This window comes from Limnohabitans sp. T6-5 (genome assembly GCF_003063315.1).
In the GTDB taxonomy this organism is placed as follows: domain Bacteria; phylum Pseudomonadota; class Gammaproteobacteria; order Burkholderiales; family Burkholderiaceae_C; genus Limnohabitans_A.
In genome coordinates, this window is the sequence record NZ_NERV01000002.1 from 1051598 (window position 1) to 1069225 (window position 17628).

Genomic DNA, 17628 nt, shown 5'->3' on the forward strand with positions numbered 1-17628 from the left:
ACCAATTATTCACAACATCAATGTAGCGCATTGGAAGAATCCATTTGCAGCAAGGCCTGCGCTGCCCTAAATTGCGTGCATTGAATCTGGCAACCCCACGGGGCAAGGCCCCCATGAAAGGTTTTGGGCATGGCTGAACGCTCGTTTGTGCAAGAGGTGCAAAAACTGCGCTTGGGCGATGGCGACGAGTTCCACGGTGAGGGCATTCTGGCCGTCACCAAGGCCTTGCTGCAGTCAGGCGTGTCGTATGTGGCGGGCTACCAAGGCGCACCCATCTCGCACCTGATGGATGTGCTGACCGACGCCAACGACATCCTGCAAGAGCTGGGGGTGCATTTCGAGCACAGCGCCTCAGAGGCCACGGCGGCCGCCACTTTGGCCGCCTCGGTCAATTACCCGCTGCGCGGTGCGGTCACGTTCAAATCGACCGTGGGCACCAATGTGGCGTCTGACGCGCTGGCCAATTTGGCCTCGGGTGGCGTCACCGGCGGCGCCATGCTGATCGTGGGAGAGGATTACGGCGAGGGCTCCAGCATCATGCAAGAGCGCTCGCACGCTTTTGCCATGAAGTCGCAGGTTTGGTTGATCGACCCGCGCCCCAACCTGCCAAGCATCGTGCACGCGGTGGAAAAAGGGTTTGAATTGTCCGAAGCCAGCAACACGCCGGTGATGTTGGAGTTGCGCATCCGCGCCTGCCATGTGCATGGCCGCTTTCCCACCCGCGACAACGTGCGGCCCAGCTTCACGCTCAAAGACGCCATTGAAAACCCCAAGCGCGATGTCAACCGCATCGTGCTGCCGCCTGCCAGCTACCTGCACGAGCAAGAAAAAACCCACAAGCGCTGGCCTGCGGCCCTGAAGTTCATTCAGGAACACCAGCTCAACGAATTTTTCTCAGAAGGTGCGCAAGACTTTGGCATCGTCATGCAAGGCGGCCTGTACAACGGTGTAGTGCGCGCACTGCAACTGCTGGGCCTGGCCGATGACTTCGGGCAAACCGATATTCCGCTGTATGTGCTGAACATCACCTACCCCCTGGTCGACGATGAATTCAAACGCTTTTGCACCGGCAAGCGCGGCCTGCTGGTGGTGGAAGAAGGCCAACCCGACTTCATCGAGCAAAACATCCACAGCATCTTGCACAAAGCGGGTCTGAACACCCACATCCACGGCAAAGACGTGCTGCCCATGGGCGGCGAATACACCGGCGGGGTGGTGCTCAAAGGCATCCGGGCATTCATCGCGCAATACGCGGCGCACCTGCTGCCTGCAGCGGTGCCCGCAGTTCAAGCGACCCACCAGCTGGCGATCAGCGAAGCGGTGGCCCAGGTGCACCCACGCCCCCCCTCGTTTTGCACCGGTTGCCCCGAACGGCCCATCTTCACGGCCATCAAGATGATCGAGAAAGAGCTGGGCCAGCACCATGTGAGCTGTGACATTGGTTGCCACCTGTTTTCGATCCTGCCGCCCTTCAACATTGGCGCCACCACCATGGGCTATGGCCTGGGCTGGGCGGGTGCTTCGGCCTTCAACACCAGCGAGACGAGCAAACGCACCGTCTCGATCATGGGCGACGGCGGTTTCTGGCACAACGGCCTGACCAGCGGCGTGGGCAACGCGGTGTTCAACCAGTCCGACAACTTGCTGCTGGTGGTGGACAACGGTTATTCGGCCGCCACGGGCGGGCAAGACGTGCTGTCGTCCAAGGCCATCAACCCGATCCGCAACACCAACAACCCGATTGAAAAAGCCGTGCGCGGCGTGGGCGTGGAATGGGTCAAGACGGTCACCAACACCTACAGCCTGGACCAAATGCGCCAAGCCCTGCGTGACGCCCTGACCACGAAGCAGCAAGGCCCCAAGGTCATCGTGGCGCAAAGCGAGTGCATGCTCAACCGCCAGCGCCGCGTCAAGCCAATGATTCGCCAGCGCATCCAAAAAGGCGAACGCGTGGTGCGTGAGCGCTTTGGCATTGACCCCGACACCTGCACCGGCGACCACTCCTGCATCCGCCTGTCGGGCTGCCCCTCGCTCAGCATCAAACCCAACCCCGACCCGCTGCGCCAGGACCCGGTGGCGGCTGTGGCCGACAGTTGCGTGGGCTGCGGCCTGTGCGGCGAGGTCTCGCATGCTGCCGTGCTCTGCCCTTCGTTTTATCGGGCCGAGATCATCAACAACCCCACCGCCTGGGACCGCTTCAAGCAAGGTCTGCGTGAGCGCGTGATTGGCTGGCTTCAAAACCGCATTGAACGCCGCCTGGAAGGCATTGCCGCATGAACGACACCAAGCGACCCCAAGGCATCATCAGCCTGGCCATTTTGGCCATGGGCGGTGAAGGCGGCGGCGTGCTGGCCGACTGGCTGGTCGACCTGGCCGAGCACAACGGCCATTGGGCCCAGACCACCTCGGTGCCCGGCGTTGCGCAGCGCACCGGTGCCACGGTGTACTACATCGAGATGTACCCGCAATCGGCATCGCCTTCGGGGCAAATGCCCGTGATGGCGCTCAGCCCGTTTCCGGGCGAAGTCGACATCGTGCTGGCCTCCGAATTGATGGAAGCTGGTCGCGCCTTGCAGCGCGGGCTGGTGGATGCCGACAAAACCACCTTCATCGCGTCATCGCACCGCGTGTATTCAATGACCGAGCGCACCGCCATGGGCGACGGGCGTGTGGATACGGCCAAGCTGTTGGCGGGGGCACAGGCCGCCGCACAGCAGTTCATCAGCGCCGACTTTGCCCAACTGGCCGAGCAAACAGGTAGCTTGATTGCGCCGGCCTTGTATGGCGCGCTGGCGGCCAGCCAGCGCCTGCCGTTTTCAAGGGCGCAATTCGAAGCCACCATCGAGCGCAGCGGTGTGGGCGTCAAAACCAGTCTGAAGGCTTTTGCCGCTGGCTTTGATGCGGCCATGCAGGTGCTGCAGCCCAGCTCGTCCAGCGTGGCCGATGCCACCCCTGTGGCTTTGCCTTTGCACCGCCAAGTCGGCCCCAAGTTGCAGGGCTTGGCACAAAGTCTGGAAGGCGTGTTCGCGCCCGCGGCGCACGAGGTCATCGCCTCGGGTTTGACGCGTCTGGCCGATTACCAGGATGTGGCTTATGCCACCCTGTATGCGCAGCGTTTACAAGAAATGACTGGTGCGCTGGCCTCGTCAAACACGGCCACCAGCTTGGCCGAAGAGATCTTGCGCGAGGGCGCTCGCCACCTGGCCTTGTGGATGTCTTACGAAGACACGGTGCGCGTGGCCGATTTGAAAACCCGCCGCTCACGTTTTGCACGCGTGAGCCAGGAAGTGAGCCTGAGCGAAAAGCAGCTGATCGACATCCACGAATTCATGCACCCGCGCCTGGAAGAAATTGCCGACACCCTGCCTGCGGGCATGGGCCGTTGGTTGCTGGGCTCCAAGACAGCGCGCGCCGTGGTCGGTCGCTTCACGCAAAAAGGCCGCGTGGTGCAAACGAGCTCCTTGCGCGGTTTTCTGCTGCTTTATTGTGTGGCCAGCTTGCGCCGTATTCGGCCTGTGTCTTTGCGCTACGAAACCGAGCAACAACGCATCGAAAGCTGGTGGGCGCAGGCAATGGTCCTGCTGACGCAACACGCCGATCTGGCGCTCGAAGTTCTGCACGCTCAGCAGCTGGTCAAAGGCTATGGCGACACCCATGCACGGGGCTGGCGGCATTTTGAAAAACTCATGACCACTTTGCCTCGCCTTCAACAATTGCCCGACGCAGCCAACCGACTGAGTGCCTTGCGCAAAGCGGCCTTGGCCGACGACAGTGGCCAGGCGCTTGATCAGGCCGTGAAGCAACTGGCACCTGCGTGACGCCTGCACATGGGCCAACACGACTACCCTTCAAATTTCCGATCGACCCCAACCACAACAGGAGACTAGCCCATGAAACGACGTTTACTCACCCAGGCCACCGCACTGGTTTTGGCACTCGGCGCCAGTTCGGCCACGCTGGCGCAAGAAGTCACCCTGCGCCTGATCAGCGGCTTTGCTGAAAACGGCATCTACGTGCAACGCCTGCAGCCCTGGATCAACAAGGTCAACGCCGAGGGCAAAGGCGTTTTGCAAATCAACTTCATCGGTGGGCCACGCGCCATTCCGTCGTTTGAGCTGGGCAACGCGGTCAAGACAGGCGTGGTCGACATGGCCTTGAACACAGGCGCGTTCTACACCAACGTCATGCCCGAAGCCGACTTTCTGAAGTTGACCCAGATCCCTGTGGCCGAACAGCGCAAAAACGGTGCGTTCGATGCCATCAACAAGGTCTGGAATGAAAAAGGCAACATGCAGTACCTGGCACGCATGGTGGAAAACCAGCCCTTCCACATCTACACCAACAAGAAGGTCGACAAGCCTGACCTGGCGGGTCAAAAAATCCGCATCACGCCTGTGTACCGCGACTTCTTTCAAGCCCTGAACGCCAGTGTGATCACCACACCGCCGGGCGAGGTCTACACCGCCCTGGAGCGCGGTGTGGTGGACGGTTATGGCTGGCCGATTGGCGGCATTTTTGACTTCAACTGGCATGAGAAAACCAAGTTCCGCATCGACCCGGGCTTCTACGACGCCGAAGTCTCGCTGATCATGAACCTGCCCGCCTACAAAAAGCTCACCGATGCGCAGCGCAACTACCTGCAAAAGCAGCTGCTCGCGCTGGAAGCAGAAAACACCTTCTGGGCAAAGTATTCAGCAGAAGAAATCGCCCGTCAGGCCAAAGCCGGCATTCAAACCATCAGCTTTGATGCGGCCACCAGCAAGGCATTTCGCGACAAGGCCTACGACATTGGCTGGGCCGGTGCGGCCAAGCAAAGCCCTGAAGTGGCTGCGCGCTTCAAGCCATTGTTCTCGAAATGATGAACGCCCTGTCTGAACGGTTTGGCCGGTGGATGTCCGCACTGGCCCTGTTCGGCTGCCTGCTGCTGTTGGCCATGATGCTCATCATCGTGGCCGACGTGGCGCTGCGCAACCTGGCCATCCCCGGCATGCCGCTGGGGCTGTCCTGGAGCAACGAGGTGTCTGAGCTGATGCTGTACTTGATCACCATGTGCGTCGCCCCTTGGCTGCTGCGCCAGGGTCAGCACATCCGGGTGGACATTTTTCTGCAAGCCATTCCACCGCGCGCCGCCTGGACGCTGGAATGGGTGGGCGATGTGCTCGGGCTGATGTGTTGTTTGGTGCTGGCCTGGTACGGTGCGCAGGCCACTTGGGCCAGTTATGCAGCAGGCTCCATGAGCATCAAAACCCTGGTCACACCCGAATGGTGGTCGCTGGCGCCTTTGCCGGTGGTGTTTGTGCTGCTGTCCATCGAGATGGTGTTTCGCATGCACCGTCTGCTGCATGCCGAGCGCGGTCCTCGCCAGGACGCTGTGAGCGCCGCTTGAACCTGAGTTTTTCCGTGAACGCTTTCCCCCTTGGAGCCTGGATATGAGCAGTTGGCAAATCGCAGCCTGGTTGATGTTGGGCGGCTCGACCTTGCTGCTGTTCATGGGCATGCCGGTGGCCCTGACTTTTTTGGGCGTCAACATCGTGGGTGCCGTGCTCTACATGGGGGGCGAACCCGGGCTGGTGCAACTGGTGCGCAACAGCGTCAGTTCGGTCACGGCTTTTGCGCTCACGCCCATTCCGTTGTTTGTGCTGATGGGCGAGGTTTTGTTTCACACCGGCCTGGCCCTCAAGGTGATTGAAGGCGTGGAGCGGCTCATCATCCGCGTACCGGGTCGTCTGGCGGTGGTCGCTGTGGTGGCGGGCACGGTGTTTTCGGCCATCTCGGGCTCCACCATCGCCACCACGGCCATGTTGGGCTCGCTCATGCTGCCCGTCATGCTGGCACGCGGTTACCACCCCACCATCGCCACCGGCCCCATCATGGCCATTGGCGCGGTGGACATGCTGATCCCACCTTCGGCCCTCACCGTGCTGCTGGGCTCGCTGTCGGGCATCTCGATTTCCAAACTGCTGCTGGGCGGCGTGATGCCGGGCATTTTGCTGTCGGTGGCCTTTGTGGCGTGGATCATTGTGCGCGTGCGCATCAGTCCGCACCTGGCCCCCGCCGACACCGAGGTCGAGCAGCACCACGGTTGGGCGCGCTGGCATCTGCTGTTTGCCTATGTCATGCCCACGTTGTCGATTTTTGGCGTGGTGGTGGGCGCTTTGGCCGCAGGCTGGGCCACCCCCACCGAATGCGCCGCTTTGGGTGCTTTTGCCACCATGTTCCTGGCCGCGCTTTACCGCGTGCTGCGATGGGAGGCGGTGCTCAAAGCCCTCAAAGGCACGGCAGGCATTTCCGGCATGATTTTGTTCATCATCCTGGGCGCCACCACCTTTGCGCAGATTCTGTCTTTCTCGGGGGCCAGCTCAGGCTTGGTGCAGTTCATCACCGGCCATGGTCTGTCGGCCAACCAGATCCTGATCGGCATGATGCTGCTGCTGATCTTTCTGGGCATCTTTGTGGACCAGGTCAGCATGATGATGATCACCCTGCCCATCTTCATGCCGATTGTGAACACCCTGGGCATCGACCCGGTCTGGTTTGGCGTGCTGTTTTTGATCTGCATGCAACTGGGCCTGCTCTTGCCGCCACACGGTTTGCTGCTCATGACGATGCGAGGCGTCGCACCACCCTCGGTCACCATGGGCCACATCTTCATGGCGGTGACACCCTATGTGGTGATGAGTTTGCTGCTGCTGGCTGCCGTGTTCATGGTGCCCGGCATCGCGACCTGGCTGCCCGGGTGGATGGGCTGATCAATCGTTCGATTTGAGCAGACCTGCCGCCCGCAGCTTGTCTTTTTTGCTGGGCCGTGAACCCTTGATGCCGCCATTGCCCGGCGAAGGTGGTGGTGGGGTTTCGGTCTGCTCAAAGCCTGGAATTTGCTCCAAAGGCAGCTCCAGGCTTTCGCGTTTTTGGATCAGCTGCCAATGCGCCAGTGCAGCGGCAGTGACAAAACTCACCGCGTCACCGTGCGCCCCCGCCCTGCCCGTGCGGCCGATGCGGTGGGTGTAGTCTGTGGCCGAGCGTGGCAGGTCGTAGTTGACCACCACGGGCAGCATGGCGATGTCGATGCCGCGTGAGGCCAGATCAGTGGTGACCACCACATCCCAGCGGCCGGCCTTGAATTCGCTGAGCACCTCTTGCCTTGCACCTTGGCTCATCTCGCCATGGAAAGGCGTGGCAAACACACCCGCCTTGTAAAGCTTGTTCGCCACATGCTCACAGGCATAGCGCGTGGCCACAAACACCAGCACCTGCTTCCAGCCGTTTTCTTGAATCAGGTGGCGCAGCAAGGCGGTGCGGCTTTTCTCGTCCACGGCAATGGCACGTTGGGTGATGTCGGGCTTGTGGCCTTCAAAGGCCTCCACCGTGATGCGCACAGGGTCTTGCAGCAGCTTGGCCGCCAGCGATTCCACCTCGGGTGCAAACGTGGCCGAAAACAGCAGCGTTTGATGCTTGGCAGGCAGCAGCGCCAGCACGCGCTGCAACTCATCCGCAAAGCCCAAATCCAGCAGGCGGTCGGCTTCGTCCAGCACCAAATGCTGCACATCGGCCAGGCGCACGGCGTTTTGGTCAATCAAATCCAGCAGCCGACCCGGTGTGGCCACCACAATGTCGGCACCGCCACGCAGCGCCATCATTTGCGGGTTGACCGACACACCGCCAAACACGGTATTCACCTTCAAGGATTGCGGCAGCTTGTAAGCCAGATTGGCCAACACATCGCCCACCTGCACCGCCAGCTCGCGCGTGGGCACCAGCACCAGGGTGCGGATGGGGCGGCGGAAGTTGGTCTGGCGCGGCGCGGCCAGCAAATGCTGGAGCAAAGGCAAAGCAAACGCCAGCGTCTTGCCCGAGCCGGTGGGCGCGGTGGCCCACACGTCGGCAGATTTCAGCACCGCCGGAATCGCCTCGGCCTGAATGGGGGTGGGGGCATAGAGGCCCATGTCGGACACGGCGCGTTGCAGCGCGGGAGAAAGGCCCAAGGGGCCAAAAGTCAAGCTCATACTTGATCCTCAAAAAATGGCGACAGGGAAAGGATCAAGGTGACACGGCTCATCGCTCATCACCCTCCAGCGGAGAACGTTCGGGCACCATAGCCAAAAAGCTGGCCAAATCGCCCGGCTTGGCCACCCCAGCACGTTCAGCAAAAAAAGCGGCCGCATTGAGGGCCGACACCTTCTCGGCCACCGCCACGGTGATGAACTGGTTGAGCGAGGCCTGGTCTTGTTCCGCCAACTTGCGCGCATGGGCGTACAAAGAATCGGGCAAACGAAGGGCAAAGGTACTCATACGGCATCCTCCAAAAAGGCCAAGGCCTGGGCTGGCGTTTTGACGGCCAGGCCAAAGCGTGGCGCGGCCATCGAAAAATCTTTCACATTCAAGGTGACCAGGCCATGTACCCGCGCGTTGACGGCGGCCTCCAGCACCATCTCATCACCCGGATCGCGCAACTGCGGCCGCCAGATGTAATGCAAGCTCACCGGCTCCACCCACACGGCCAAGGCGGACAAAAACGCATCAAGCTGTTCGGCAGAAAAACCATGCAAGGCCCGTATTGCATCGCGCTTGAGGACCGACTCGTATTCGAGCCACAAAGCGGGCGACGCCACCATGCGCAAGCGCGCCGAAGCCACCGCTTGCAGCAGCGCATAAGACGCGCCGTGGGAGCTGCTCAAGGCTGCAACCAGCACATGGGAGTCCAGCAACACGGTTTTCATGATGTTGCCAATGATATCAGCGATCGACTGCTTGGGCGGGGAAGGTGGAAGGTACAGGCGCTCTTCGCCAAGGATCGAGGGGGTATGCAGCAGCTTGACAATTCGTACCGATTTAAGTCCGCCACACATCATCAGGATTGTTTATGCAAACCCTCAACGCATGTGAGCCAGGTCTATCCGTTTTCATCGACTGGATTCGTTGGGGGCACTGTTGGAGCCTATAGCCAATTGGACATAAAGGTGCTCAACCGACGGTGCAAACCCAATAAAAGTTAATTAAATAGCATTATTTTTGAAGAGATAATTATGTCCGCATTGAAACAACCTTAGAAGGAGGACAGGTTATGGGAACATGGTCATTTGAGCCATTTGGCAACGACTTTGCCAACGACTGGGCCTATGAATTGGATGAGACCAAAGATCTCCGCTACATCGAACAAGCGCTCGATGCGATCACTGCCGAGGTGCCGCCCCGACTGTTTGGACTAGAAGAAGAGGCAGTCGCCGCTGCTGAGGTGCTGGCCAAAGTATTGGGCAAAGGCACACAGTCTGAAGAACGAATCCCAGTGTTCGAGTCGTTTTCCGCTCTTCATATTGTGGATGAATGGGTGGCAGCGCTCAAAGAGCGGCCAAGTTCAGTCTTGGTAGAAAAAGCGCGACAAATGATGGAGCTCATCCTTGCAGGTGACCCCGAAAATCCTGAGAAATTGTGGCTGCGTCAAACACGAGAAGAAGACCCAGAAGAGTTGGCAGAGTGGAGTGCCATCATGAATAAGTTGATTGCGGCGCTGACCCTAGCGCCACCCACTCGCTCACACACGGTATTTGCACTTGGCTAAACCGCTAAATTCAATCTTTGATGATCTTTTGAAGGCGGCTCAAGAAGCCGCGTTGAAGCAAGACAAGTGGATCATCATTGACCGTGCTTATGCACACCTCGATGACTTGTCTTCGCATGACTACCAGCAAGTCCTTCAACGCATTCTGGCGCTGATAGAAAAATACCCGGAACTGGATTACGGAGGCCCGGGACCTTTTGGCTCGTTCCTTGAAACGCAAGCCGTAGGGGCCTATTCACCTCAACTCGTGGCGTCTCTTCAAAGACAGCCAAGCGTTCAAGTTCTGGGTTGGCTCGATCGGACGATGCGAATGGATGAATCGCAGCGCACAGCAGATGGCGGCATCGAGCCAAGCTACTACGCAGAAGTGGTAACGACCGTGCTTCAACACCCCATGGCCAGCGAAAACTGCAAGTCATTTGCTCGAATGTGCGTTGAAGAGTAACCACACAAGTGCCCAACGGCACGCTCGATAACGTTTATTAAAGGAACACATGAATCATCTCAACCATCCCTACTTTGGTCCTCTCGACACCGATGAATTGCATGGCATCATTTGGGAGCAATCACACACCTTGAATGGTGAAACGTTTGATGTGCATTTATGGGGCGGCAACGCCTCAGATGCCGAGCAACATCCGTCGATGCTGGATGCCTTTGCAAAGTTTCTGCAAGACCTGCCAGCGATGGACGTTTTTGCGCGCCAGCAGTTGACGCACTATTTGACAGAGGATGCCTACTTCATCGAATTTCATGCGGAGGAGCTGACCGAGGGCAGTGACGTGATGGCCCAGCTTCTGGCTGATGCGAATGGTGGCAACATTTCGGCTGCAGCTTTTTCCGCCAAGATGAAGCTCCAGAATATCGGCATGTGGCTCGATCAACCTGATGCGCCCATCATCTTGGACTACATGATGGAGCCAGAAAACAGCGATCAAATTCTGGCCGTCAAATTAACGCTGGACTACCAGCTTGCAACGATTGCTTGGGAGAGTTGAACGATGACGAACGCACCATTGACCAACTTCGAACCTGACTCAGAACTGCTCGCAGTCATCCACGAATGCATGGCGCACTACGACATAGGTGACCCCGATGCGCAATGGCCCAACAACCTGATTTCTCGCAGGGCCGTCGTGTACGGGAGCGGTCTCATCGCCCGAGAAGGCGACGCCATTCGCCACGCAGTCGATCCAGTCGAACTGGCCCTGTGCCGCCAACTGGCCGCTGAGGTCGAAGAACTGATGATGGGAGTTTCGGTGGGCATGGGATCTCAGTCGGACGACGAGTTCCACGGATTCTTCATCGCTGGGTCAGTGGGTGAATCGGTCCCGTCGACCATTGACGAAACGCTGATCCGATCGCGGTTCGGCGGCACCATCTTCCCGCCAGCGACGATCACCATCGAACCACTGACCGAGGGCACAAGCTGGTGGGCGGCGGTCGAACAGGACGGAGAGGAGTCTGAGGACGACTACTTCGTCACGTGGCGAGCGATGATCCAGTGGTTCAGCGTGCGGCCCGAGTTCACGTCCTCCGCATTCGTCCAGATTGGGGACGACAGGTCGCTGTATAACTTGACTCCCGAAGAGTGGCCGGAAGGCACAGAGAGTCTCGGCTGTGTGCTGCCACGACTTGCTGTCGGGCTGACCCATGGCGGCAGTTTGATCGGGCTGTTTGGCTACAGCGTCCAAACGTAAAGCTAAGACTGGCTTATTAATCTAGGCGAGGCACGAAGCCTCCCAAAAGTGGGCGGCTTCGCAGCGCTCGCAGACAACCAGAATCAATGACGGAAGTGACGCACACCCGTAAACACCATTGCCACGCCACGCTCGTTGGCGGCGTCGATGACTTCTTGGTCGCGCATCGAGCCACCGGGCTGGGCCACGCAAGTCGCACCTGCGTCCACCACCACATCGAGGCCATCGCGGAACGGGAAGAAGGCGTCGCTCGCCACCACGGTGTGTTGCAGGCTCAGCTTGGCGGCTTCGGCCTTGATGCTGGCGATGCGGGCTGAATCGAGGCGGCTCATTTGGCCTGCGCCCACACCCATGGTCATGCCGTTTTTGCAGAACACGATGGCGTTGGACTTGACGAACTTGGCCACTTTCCAAGCGAACAACAAGTCGTTCAACTCTTCAGGCGTGGGTTGTTTGACGGTGACGATCTTGAGGTCGGCCAAAGCCAACTCGTGGTTGTCTGCGCTTTGCAGCAAGAGTCCTGAGCCCACGCGCTTGGTTTCGAGCGCGTTGCGCACATCACCGTAATTGGCAGGCAGCGCGATTTTCATCAAGCGCACATTCACTTTGCTCTTGAACACTTCTAGCGCTTCGGCGCTGAAGTCGGGGGCCATGAGGACTTCAACAAACTGCTTGCTGACTGCTTCGGCAGCGGCTTTGTCCACAGGGCGGTTGAAGGCGATGATCCCGCCAAACGCGCTGGTGGGGTCAGTTTGAAAAGCCTTGCTGTAGGCCTCGAGGGGGTTCGCACCCACGGCCACGCCGCAGGGGTTGGCGTGTTTGACGATGACGCACGCGGTGGTCTCGAAACTCTTCACACATTCCCACGCCGCATCGGCGTCGGCGATGTTGTTGTAGCTGAGTTCTTTGCCTTGCAGCTGCACGCCAGTGGCCAGCGATCCGGCTGCAGGGGCCAAGTCGCGGTACCAAGCGGCTTGCTGGTGGCTGTTTTCGCCGTAGCGCAGGTCTTGCACTTTGACGTATTGCTCGTTGAACTGGCCTGAGAACTGGGCACGCTCGGGCACGTAGTCTTCGCTGAGTTTTTCAGCTTCAAAGTTCACGCTGGAGAGGTAGTTGCTGATCGCGCCGTCGTATTGGCTGATGCGGTTGAACGCGGCCACAGACAAAGCAAAGCGCAGCTTGTCGCTGAGTTTGCCGTTGGCTTTCAGCTCGGCAATCACGTCAGCGTATTGGTTGGCGTCGGTGACGATGCCCACGTCTTTCCAGTTCTTGGCGGCAGAACGCACCATGGCGGGGCCGCCGATGTCGATGTTTTCAATCGCGTCGGCCAGCGTGCAACCGGGCTTGGCCACGGTGGCTTCAAACGGATACAGGTTGACGATCAACAAGTCGATGGTGTCAATGCCATGCGCTTGCAATGCCGCCATGTGTTCGGGCGTGTCGCGACGGGCCAGCAAGCCGCCGTGTACCTTGGGGTGCAGGGTCTTGACGCGGCCATCGAGCATTTCGGGGAAGCCTGTGACTTCGGCCACTTCGCTCACGGGCAAACCTTGTTCGGCCAAGAGCTTGGCGGTGCCGCCGGTGGAGATCAGGCCCACGCCCAAGGCGTGCAGTTCTTTGGCCAGATCGACGATGCCGGTTTTGTCAGAGACGGAAATGAGGGCTCTCATGGGGACTTTCTTGAAAATTTAAAAGGTACGCAGTGGGTGGCCGAGGTACACGGTTTCGGCCTAGGGTGTGCAGCGGCTGGGCATGCGCTTAGCCTGAATTCATTTGAGGAGATCGTGCTCCAGCAATTTCTTGCGCAGGGTGTTGCGGTTCAGGCCCAGCCATTCGGCAGCTCGCGACTGGTTCTGGCCCGACTGGTTCATCACCACGTCGAGCAAGGGTTTTTCAACCAGCTTGACCAGCATGTCGTAAAGGCCCGTGGGCTCTGTGCCGTCCAGGTCGCGGAAATAGGTTTCCAGGTTGCCCCGGATGCAGTGTTCAATCGATTGTGGTTCGCTCATTCCAATGTCTCCAATACCGGCTGCACCGCCAGGGTGGGCAGTCGGTCCATCTGGCTGGCCAGGCCATCCAGGAAATGGGCCACCGCGTTCAGCTGCTGCGCGGCGGTCTCCAGGGTGTTCATGTGTTCTCTGAATGCATCACCGCCCGGCAGCGCACGCACATACCAGCCGATGTGTTTGCGCGCCGAGCGCACCCCGGTGTATTCGCCATACAAACCGTAGTGGTCTTGCAGGTGCTCCAGCAGGGCACGGCGCACCTCGGCCACCAGAGGCGGGGCCAGGTGTTCGCCCGTGGCCAGAAAGTGACTGATTTCGCGAAAGATCCAGGGGCTGCCTTGCGCGGCGCGGCCAACCATCACGGCGTCGGCACCGGTGAACTTCAGCACATCGCGGGCTTTTTCAGGGGAGTCGATGTCGCCATTAGCCACCACCGGGATCTTGAGCGCGGCTTTGACGGCGGCCACGGTGTCGTATTCGGCAAAGCCTTTGTAGCCCTGCTCGCGGGTGCGGCCGTGCACAGTGACCATCTGCACGCCTGCGGCTTGCGCGGCGCGGGCCAGGCTCAGGGCGTTCTTTTCGGCATCGCACCAGCCGGTGCGCATCTTCAGCGTCACGGGCACGCCGTGCGGCAAGGCGGCCTCGACCACGGCCGAGATGATGTCCAGCGCCAGCGGCTCGTCTTGCATCAGGGCCGACCCGGCCCATTTGTTGCAGACTTTTTTGGCCGGGCAGCCCATGTTGATGTCAATGATCTGCGCGCCCCGGTCAATGTTGTAACGCGCGGCGTCGGCCATCATCTGCGCCTCGGTGCCCGCAATTTGCACCGCAATCGGTCCCGGCTCCCCCTCGTGGTTGGCGCGGCGTGAGGTTTTCAGTGACTTCCACAAATCAGGCCGCGAGGTCACCATTTCGCTCACGGCATAGCCCGCCCCAAACTGTCTGCACAGCTGACGGAAAGGCCGATCCGTCACCCCCGCCATGGGGGCAACAAACAAGTTGTTCGGCAATAGATAAGGGCCAATCTGCATGACTGGAAGGTGTTCTGGAAAAGGGAATGCCTAAAAAGGAGGCACGATTGTAGTTGCTTAATATTTCAGCAACTGAAAGCTGGGTGTGCTAGACACAATGCCACCGTCTGCAAATAGGCATCGACCATCAGCTTTCCCGTAACTGTCTCGTCAAAGGGGGAGCCGACCATCGCCCCCCCACCCACTGAAACAGCAGGACACCTTTCTACCGCATCAGCCGGTAACCCACGCCCGTCTCAGTAAGCAGGTGCTCGGGCTGGGCGGGGTCACGCTCCAGCTTTTGCCGCAGGTGGCCCATGTAGATGCGCAGGTAATGGCTTTGCTCAGCACCGACAGCACACGGGTACCGCCGGTGACGGAAGCAAAATCGCCACCGGACTCACGCACCACGGGTGCAGATTCGCCCGTAATAGCGCTCTCGTCCACCGTGGCTACGCCCTGTAGGACTTCGCCGTCCACCGGAATCATCTCGGTGGCTTCGACCAGTACCACGTCACCCTTGCGCAAGTTTTCTGCGCGTTCAGGCAACCATGGATAGGCAGGGAGACGGGACATGGGATCGACTGGCTTTGTCGATGTCAAGCTGCTCGGGTTGGTTATTTTTTTCGCCCAAGTACTTTGTTTGAGGCCGCGCAAGGAGGCCGCCTGAGCCTTGCTGCGGCCCTCTGCAAGTGCATCGGCGAAGTTGGAAAACAGCACGGTAAACCAGAGCCAGACAGCAATGCTGAGGATGAACCAGGCGGGTGCCTCGCCCTGCCCTTGCAAGGCCTGCAAGCCCATCAGGGTGGTGAGAATGCTGCCGATGTAGACCACAAACATCACCGGGTTGCGCCACTGAACGATCGGGCTCAGCTTGAAGAAAGCCGCCTTGATGGCCGGCACGACCAGCGCCGGATCCAATAGGGTCAAAGCGGTAGAGGTTTTCATTGCGTACTCCACAGCATGAGATGCTCCACTATCGGTCCCAACGCGAGAGCAGGCACGTAGTTCAACAGGCCCACCAACAGCACCGTGCCGATCAGCAGAAAAACAAACAGGGGCCCATGCGTGGGCAACGTACCTGCTGTCACCGGCAGGCGCTTCTTGGCGGCCAGGGCACCAGCAATGGCCAGCACCGGCACGATCACGCCAAAGCGGCCGAACCACATCAGCACAGCCAGCAGCACGTTGTAGAAAGGTGTATTGACCGACAGGCCCGCAAAGGCGCTACCGTTGTTGTTGGCGGCGGAGCTGAAGGCGTAGAGGATCTCGGAAAAGCCATGCGCTCCCGGGTTGGCCATACCTGCCCGGCCGGCCTCGGCCATCACCGCAATTGCGGTGCCCACCAGCACCAAAATCGGCGTCATCAGAATGGCCACCGAGGTCAGTTTCATCTCATGCGATTCGATCTTCTTACCCAGATATTCCGGCGTGCGGCCAATCATCAGCCCGGCAATGAACACGGCCAGCATGGCAAACACCAACATGCCATACAAGCCACTGCCCACCCCGCCAAACACCACCTCCCCAAGTTGCATCATCACAAGGGGCACCAGGCCGCCCAGGGGGGTGAGCGAGTCGTGCATGCCATTGACAGCACCGCAGCTGGCGGCGGTGGTGATGACGGAAAACAGGCTGCTGGCGTTGATGCCAAAACGCGTCTCCTTGCCTTCCATATTGCCACCGGCCTGCAGGCTGCTTACCGTCTGATCCACGTCCTGTGCTGCCAGCAAGGGGGTGCCACCCTGCTCGGCCGATGTGAGCGTCATCACCGCCACAGCAAACATCAACGTCATGGCCGCCAGCAACGCCCAGGCCTGACGCTTGTCACCCATCTCAATACCAAAGCTGAAGCACAGTGCGGCCGGAATCAGGAAGATCGCCAGCATCTGCAGGAAGTTGCTGAGTGCCGTGGGGTTCTCATACGGGTGGGCCGAGTTGGCATTGAAGAACCCGCCACCATTGGTGCCCAGCATCTTGATCGCCTCCTGCGAGGCCACTGGACCCATGGGTAAAGTCTGCTTATTCGTTTGCGCGTCTTCCAGCACAGCCACGCCCTTGGCATCCAGCACCGGTTGGCCCGCAGCATCCACTTTCGGCTGCTGGAACTTCGTCACCTCCACCGTCATCACTTCTTTGTAGGCATCCAAGTTCTGAATCACGCCCTGGCTCACCAAAAAGATCGCAAAGACCATCGACAGCGGCAGCAGCAACCACAGCGTAATGCGCGTGATGTCGATCCAGAAGTTACCGATGACGGCACTTGAGCGCCCGGCAAAGCCGCGCACCAGCGCAAACACCACGGCAATGCCTGTAGCGGCAGAAAAGAAGTTCTGCACTGCCAGTGCCAGCATCTGTGTCAGGTAACCCATGGTGGACTCACCGCCATAGCCCTGCCAGTTGGTATTGGAGACAAAGCTAACGGCTGTGTTGAAGGCCGAATCGGCAGATACTGCGGCCAAGCCCATGGGGTTCAGAGGCAACACGCCCTGAAGGCGCTGCAAGGCATACACCACCAGAACGCCCAGGAGATTGAACGCCAGAAGCGCCAAGCTGTATTGCGTCCAGTACATGGATTGCTCGGGTGCAGTGCCTGCTAGCCGATACAGAGGCGCTTCCACGCCATGCATCCAGCGCGGGAGGCGACCTGTGCTTATGCGGACGATCCAAAAGCCCAGCGGCCAAGCGCAAATGAGCAGGGTCATCAGGAAGAGGGCAAGCAAACCCCAAGCGGCGCTGGTCATCAGAACGCCTCGGCGCGAAACAGCGCATAGACCAAATAGGCCAGCAGCAGGATGGCACACAGCCCCCCTGCGCCATACAACACATGCAGCAAGTTCATGGACGATCTCCTTGCGGTACGTCCAATTTGGCCAGCCCCTGAACCATCAACACCGAGGCCAACCACAGGCCCACTGCCATCGCCACAAACACCGCATCCATGCTGCAACTCCTATTCAAACAAGTGAATCGAGTATGGTTTTGGCGATATAAAACTGTTGTTGAGAATTCTCAAATCAATATAAAAGAAGCGTAAAAATGCGCAATGGATACTGTGAAATGATGAGGGTTGCAGTTCTGCGTTGTGGCTATCGACCGGAGGCGCCCATGCTCATGCGAGCGTGCCCTAGAGGGGCAGTCCTCAAGCGCATGGTGAAAACACGCAAGGTTGAAATTTCGAACTGGGTTGGCGGTGATGCAGCGACAGACACATCAAAGGATTCTGCGTGAATTCACTTTCCCAGCGCTGTCATCATGGCCCGGCAATCCAACGGCGACGCACTCTTTGCTATTTTCTAAAAAGCGATGTCACTGAGGCATGTTGGCACATTGCTCGAGCCAAACATTAGCGGGGG

Annotated in this window: 17 protein-coding genes and 2 pseudogenes; 9 read left to right on the forward strand and 10 right to left on the reverse strand. The window is 59.3% G+C overall.

Translation table 11 applies throughout. The features are described from left to right. Positions 1–129 precede the first annotated feature (129 nt). The 5 genes from B9Z51_RS10790 to B9Z51_RS10810 all read left to right on the forward strand — a co-directional run bounded on the left by B9Z51_RS10790 (position 130) and on the right by B9Z51_RS10810 (position 6749). Positions 130–2277, forward strand: a complete 2148-nt coding sequence (locus B9Z51_RS10790; RefSeq protein ID WP_108374413.1) for an indolepyruvate ferredoxin oxidoreductase subunit alpha — start codon at positions 130–132, stop codon at positions 2275–2277. After that, positions 2274–3818 carry an indolepyruvate oxidoreductase subunit beta family protein gene (locus B9Z51_RS10795; protein ID WP_108374415.1) on the forward strand — a complete coding sequence of 515 codons (1545 nt, stop codon included), beginning with the start codon at positions 2274–2276 and terminating at the stop codon, positions 3816–3818. Before B9Z51_RS10790 ends, B9Z51_RS10795 begins: the two co-directional genes overlap by 4 nt. 72 nt (positions 3819–3890) lie before the next feature. Then, positions 3891–4859: a TRAP transporter substrate-binding protein DctP gene (gene dctP / locus B9Z51_RS10800; RefSeq protein ID WP_108374417.1), complete on the forward strand. Its 969-nt coding sequence runs from the start codon at positions 3891–3893 to the stop codon at positions 4857–4859. Continuing rightward, positions 4859–5386 (forward strand): TRAP transporter small permease, encoded by a 528-nt coding sequence (locus tag B9Z51_RS10805; RefSeq protein WP_233254917.1) that lies wholly within the window; start codon positions 4859–4861, stop codon positions 5384–5386. The genes dctP and B9Z51_RS10805 overlap by 1 nt, the downstream gene beginning before the upstream one ends. Positions 5387–5429: 43 nt before the next feature. After that, positions 5430–6749 (forward strand): TRAP transporter large permease subunit, encoded by a 1320-nt coding sequence (locus tag B9Z51_RS10810; protein WP_108374419.1) that lies wholly within the window; start codon positions 5430–5432, stop codon positions 6747–6749. Here the strand turns inward: B9Z51_RS10810 and B9Z51_RS10815 are convergent, their stop codons facing one another. Genes B9Z51_RS10815 through B9Z51_RS10825 form a run of 3 tightly spaced genes read right to left on the reverse strand, consistent with a single transcriptional unit; the run spans position 6750 to position 8717 of the window. Continuing rightward, the gene (locus tag B9Z51_RS10815) at positions 6750–7997 is read right to left on the reverse strand and encodes a DEAD/DEAH box helicase (protein WP_108374971.1); all 1248 of its coding nucleotides are present in this window, start codon (positions 7995–7997) and stop codon (positions 6750–6752) included. Between the two features lie 55 nt (positions 7998–8052). Next, entirely contained in the window at positions 8053–8289 is a 237-nt protein-coding gene (locus B9Z51_RS10820; protein ID WP_108374421.1) for a toxin-antitoxin system HicB family antitoxin, read from the reverse strand. Then, positions 8286–8717, reverse strand: coding sequence for a putative toxin-antitoxin system toxin component, PIN family (locus B9Z51_RS10825; RefSeq protein WP_108374973.1), 432 nt, complete (start codon positions 8715–8717; stop codon positions 8286–8288). Before B9Z51_RS10825 ends, B9Z51_RS10820 begins: the two co-directional genes overlap by 4 nt. A gap of 344 nt (positions 8718–9061) precedes the next feature. Between B9Z51_RS10825 and B9Z51_RS10830 the strand changes: the two genes are divergently transcribed. Genes B9Z51_RS10830 through B9Z51_RS10845 form a run of 4 tightly spaced genes read left to right on the forward strand, consistent with a single transcriptional unit; the run spans position 9062 to position 11256 of the window. Further along, positions 9062–9556: a DUF4259 domain-containing protein gene (locus B9Z51_RS10830; protein WP_108374423.1), complete on the forward strand. Its 495-nt coding sequence runs from the start codon at positions 9062–9064 to the stop codon at positions 9554–9556. Beyond that, complete coding sequence (locus B9Z51_RS10835; protein ID WP_108374425.1) at positions 9549–10001, forward strand: hypothetical protein; 453 nt, start codon at positions 9549–9551, stop codon at positions 9999–10001. Before B9Z51_RS10830 ends, B9Z51_RS10835 begins: the two co-directional genes overlap by 8 nt. 49 nt (positions 10002–10050) lie before the next feature. Further along, complete coding sequence (locus B9Z51_RS10840; protein ID WP_108374427.1) at positions 10051–10554, forward strand: DUF2004 domain-containing protein; 504 nt, start codon at positions 10051–10053, stop codon at positions 10552–10554. Between the two features lie 3 nt (positions 10555–10557). Continuing rightward, the gene (locus B9Z51_RS10845) at positions 10558–11256 is read left to right on the forward strand and encodes a hypothetical protein (protein ID WP_108374429.1); all 699 of its coding nucleotides are present in this window, start codon (positions 10558–10560) and stop codon (positions 11254–11256) included. A gap of 83 nt (positions 11257–11339) precedes the next feature. On the opposite strand, the gene purH is transcribed toward B9Z51_RS10845, so the two are convergent. The 7 genes and pseudogenes from purH to kdpF form a co-directional block, all read right to left on the reverse strand. Beyond that, positions 11340–12926, reverse strand: a complete 1587-nt coding sequence (gene purH, locus B9Z51_RS10850) for a bifunctional phosphoribosylaminoimidazolecarboxamide formyltransferase/IMP cyclohydrolase (RefSeq protein WP_108374431.1) — start codon at positions 12924–12926, stop codon at positions 11340–11342. 99 nt (positions 12927–13025) lie between these two features. After that, positions 13026–13265, reverse strand: coding sequence for a Fis family transcriptional regulator (locus B9Z51_RS10855; protein ID WP_108374433.1), 240 nt, complete (start codon positions 13263–13265; stop codon positions 13026–13028). Next, positions 13262–14293, reverse strand: coding sequence for a tRNA dihydrouridine synthase DusB (dusB, locus tag B9Z51_RS10860; RefSeq protein WP_108374435.1), 1032 nt, complete (start codon positions 14291–14293; stop codon positions 13262–13264). Before dusB ends, B9Z51_RS10855 begins: the two co-directional genes overlap by 4 nt. Positions 14294–14498: 205 nt before the next feature. Beyond that, positions 14499–14621 (reverse strand): annotated as a pseudogene (locus B9Z51_RS18830) (winged helix-turn-helix domain-containing protein); the annotation flags it as partial. Between the two features lie 2 nt (positions 14622–14623). Then, positions 14624–15220, reverse strand: a pseudogene (locus B9Z51_RS10870) (potassium-transporting ATPase subunit B); the annotation flags it as partial. Next, the gene (gene kdpA, locus B9Z51_RS10875; protein ID WP_108374437.1) at positions 15217–17016 is read right to left on the reverse strand and encodes a potassium-transporting ATPase subunit KdpA; all 1800 of its coding nucleotides are present in this window, start codon (positions 17014–17016) and stop codon (positions 15217–15219) included. The gene kdpA and the pseudogene B9Z51_RS10870, both read right to left, overlap by 4 nt. Next, positions 17016–17114: a K(+)-transporting ATPase subunit F gene (gene kdpF / locus B9Z51_RS10880; RefSeq protein ID WP_108374439.1), complete on the reverse strand. Its 99-nt coding sequence runs from the start codon at positions 17112–17114 to the stop codon at positions 17016–17018. The genes kdpA and kdpF overlap by 1 nt, the downstream gene beginning before the upstream one ends. Between the last annotated feature and the right edge of the window lie 514 nt (positions 17115–17628).

Coding starts and splice junctions, on each gene's coding strand:
- kdpA (WP_108374437.1), bottom strand. CDS start 17,016: ATGACCAGCGCCGCTTGGGGTTTGCTTGCCCTCTTCCTGATGACCCTG.
- dusB (WP_108374435.1), bottom strand. CDS start 14,293: ATGCAGATTGGCCCTTATCTATTGCCGAACAACTTGTTTGTTGCCCCC.
- B9Z51_RS10795 (WP_108374415.1), top strand. CDS start 2,274: ATGAACGACACCAAGCGACCCCAAGGCATCATCAGCCTGGCCATTTTG.
- B9Z51_RS10790 (WP_108374413.1), top strand. CDS start 130: ATGGCTGAACGCTCGTTTGTGCAAGAGGTGCAAAAACTGCGCTTGGGC.
- B9Z51_RS10825 (WP_108374973.1), bottom strand. CDS start 8,717: ATGAAAACCGTGTTGCTGGACTCCCATGTGCTGGTTGCAGCCTTGAGC.
- B9Z51_RS10810 (WP_108374419.1), top strand. CDS start 5,430: ATGAGCAGTTGGCAAATCGCAGCCTGGTTGATGTTGGGCGGCTCGACC.
- B9Z51_RS10805 (WP_233254917.1), top strand. CDS start 4,859: ATGAACGCCCTGTCTGAACGGTTTGGCCGGTGGATGTCCGCACTGGCC.
- dctP (WP_108374417.1), top strand. CDS start 3,891: ATGAAACGACGTTTACTCACCCAGGCCACCGCACTGGTTTTGGCACTC.
- kdpF (WP_108374439.1), bottom strand. CDS start 17,114: ATGAACTTGCTGCATGTGTTGTATGGCGCAGGGGGGCTGTGTGCCATC.
- B9Z51_RS10830 (WP_108374423.1), top strand. CDS start 9,062: ATGGGAACATGGTCATTTGAGCCATTTGGCAACGACTTTGCCAACGAC.
- B9Z51_RS10855 (WP_108374433.1), bottom strand. CDS start 13,265: ATGAGCGAACCACAATCGATTGAACACTGCATCCGGGGCAACCTGGAA.
- B9Z51_RS10845 (WP_108374429.1), top strand. CDS start 10,558: ATGACGAACGCACCATTGACCAACTTCGAACCTGACTCAGAACTGCTC.
- purH (WP_108374431.1), bottom strand. CDS start 12,926: ATGAGAGCCCTCATTTCCGTCTCTGACAAAACCGGCATCGTCGATCTG.
- B9Z51_RS10820 (WP_108374421.1), bottom strand. CDS start 8,289: ATGAGTACCTTTGCCCTTCGTTTGCCCGATTCTTTGTACGCCCATGCG.
- B9Z51_RS10840 (WP_108374427.1), top strand. CDS start 10,051: ATGAATCATCTCAACCATCCCTACTTTGGTCCTCTCGACACCGATGAA.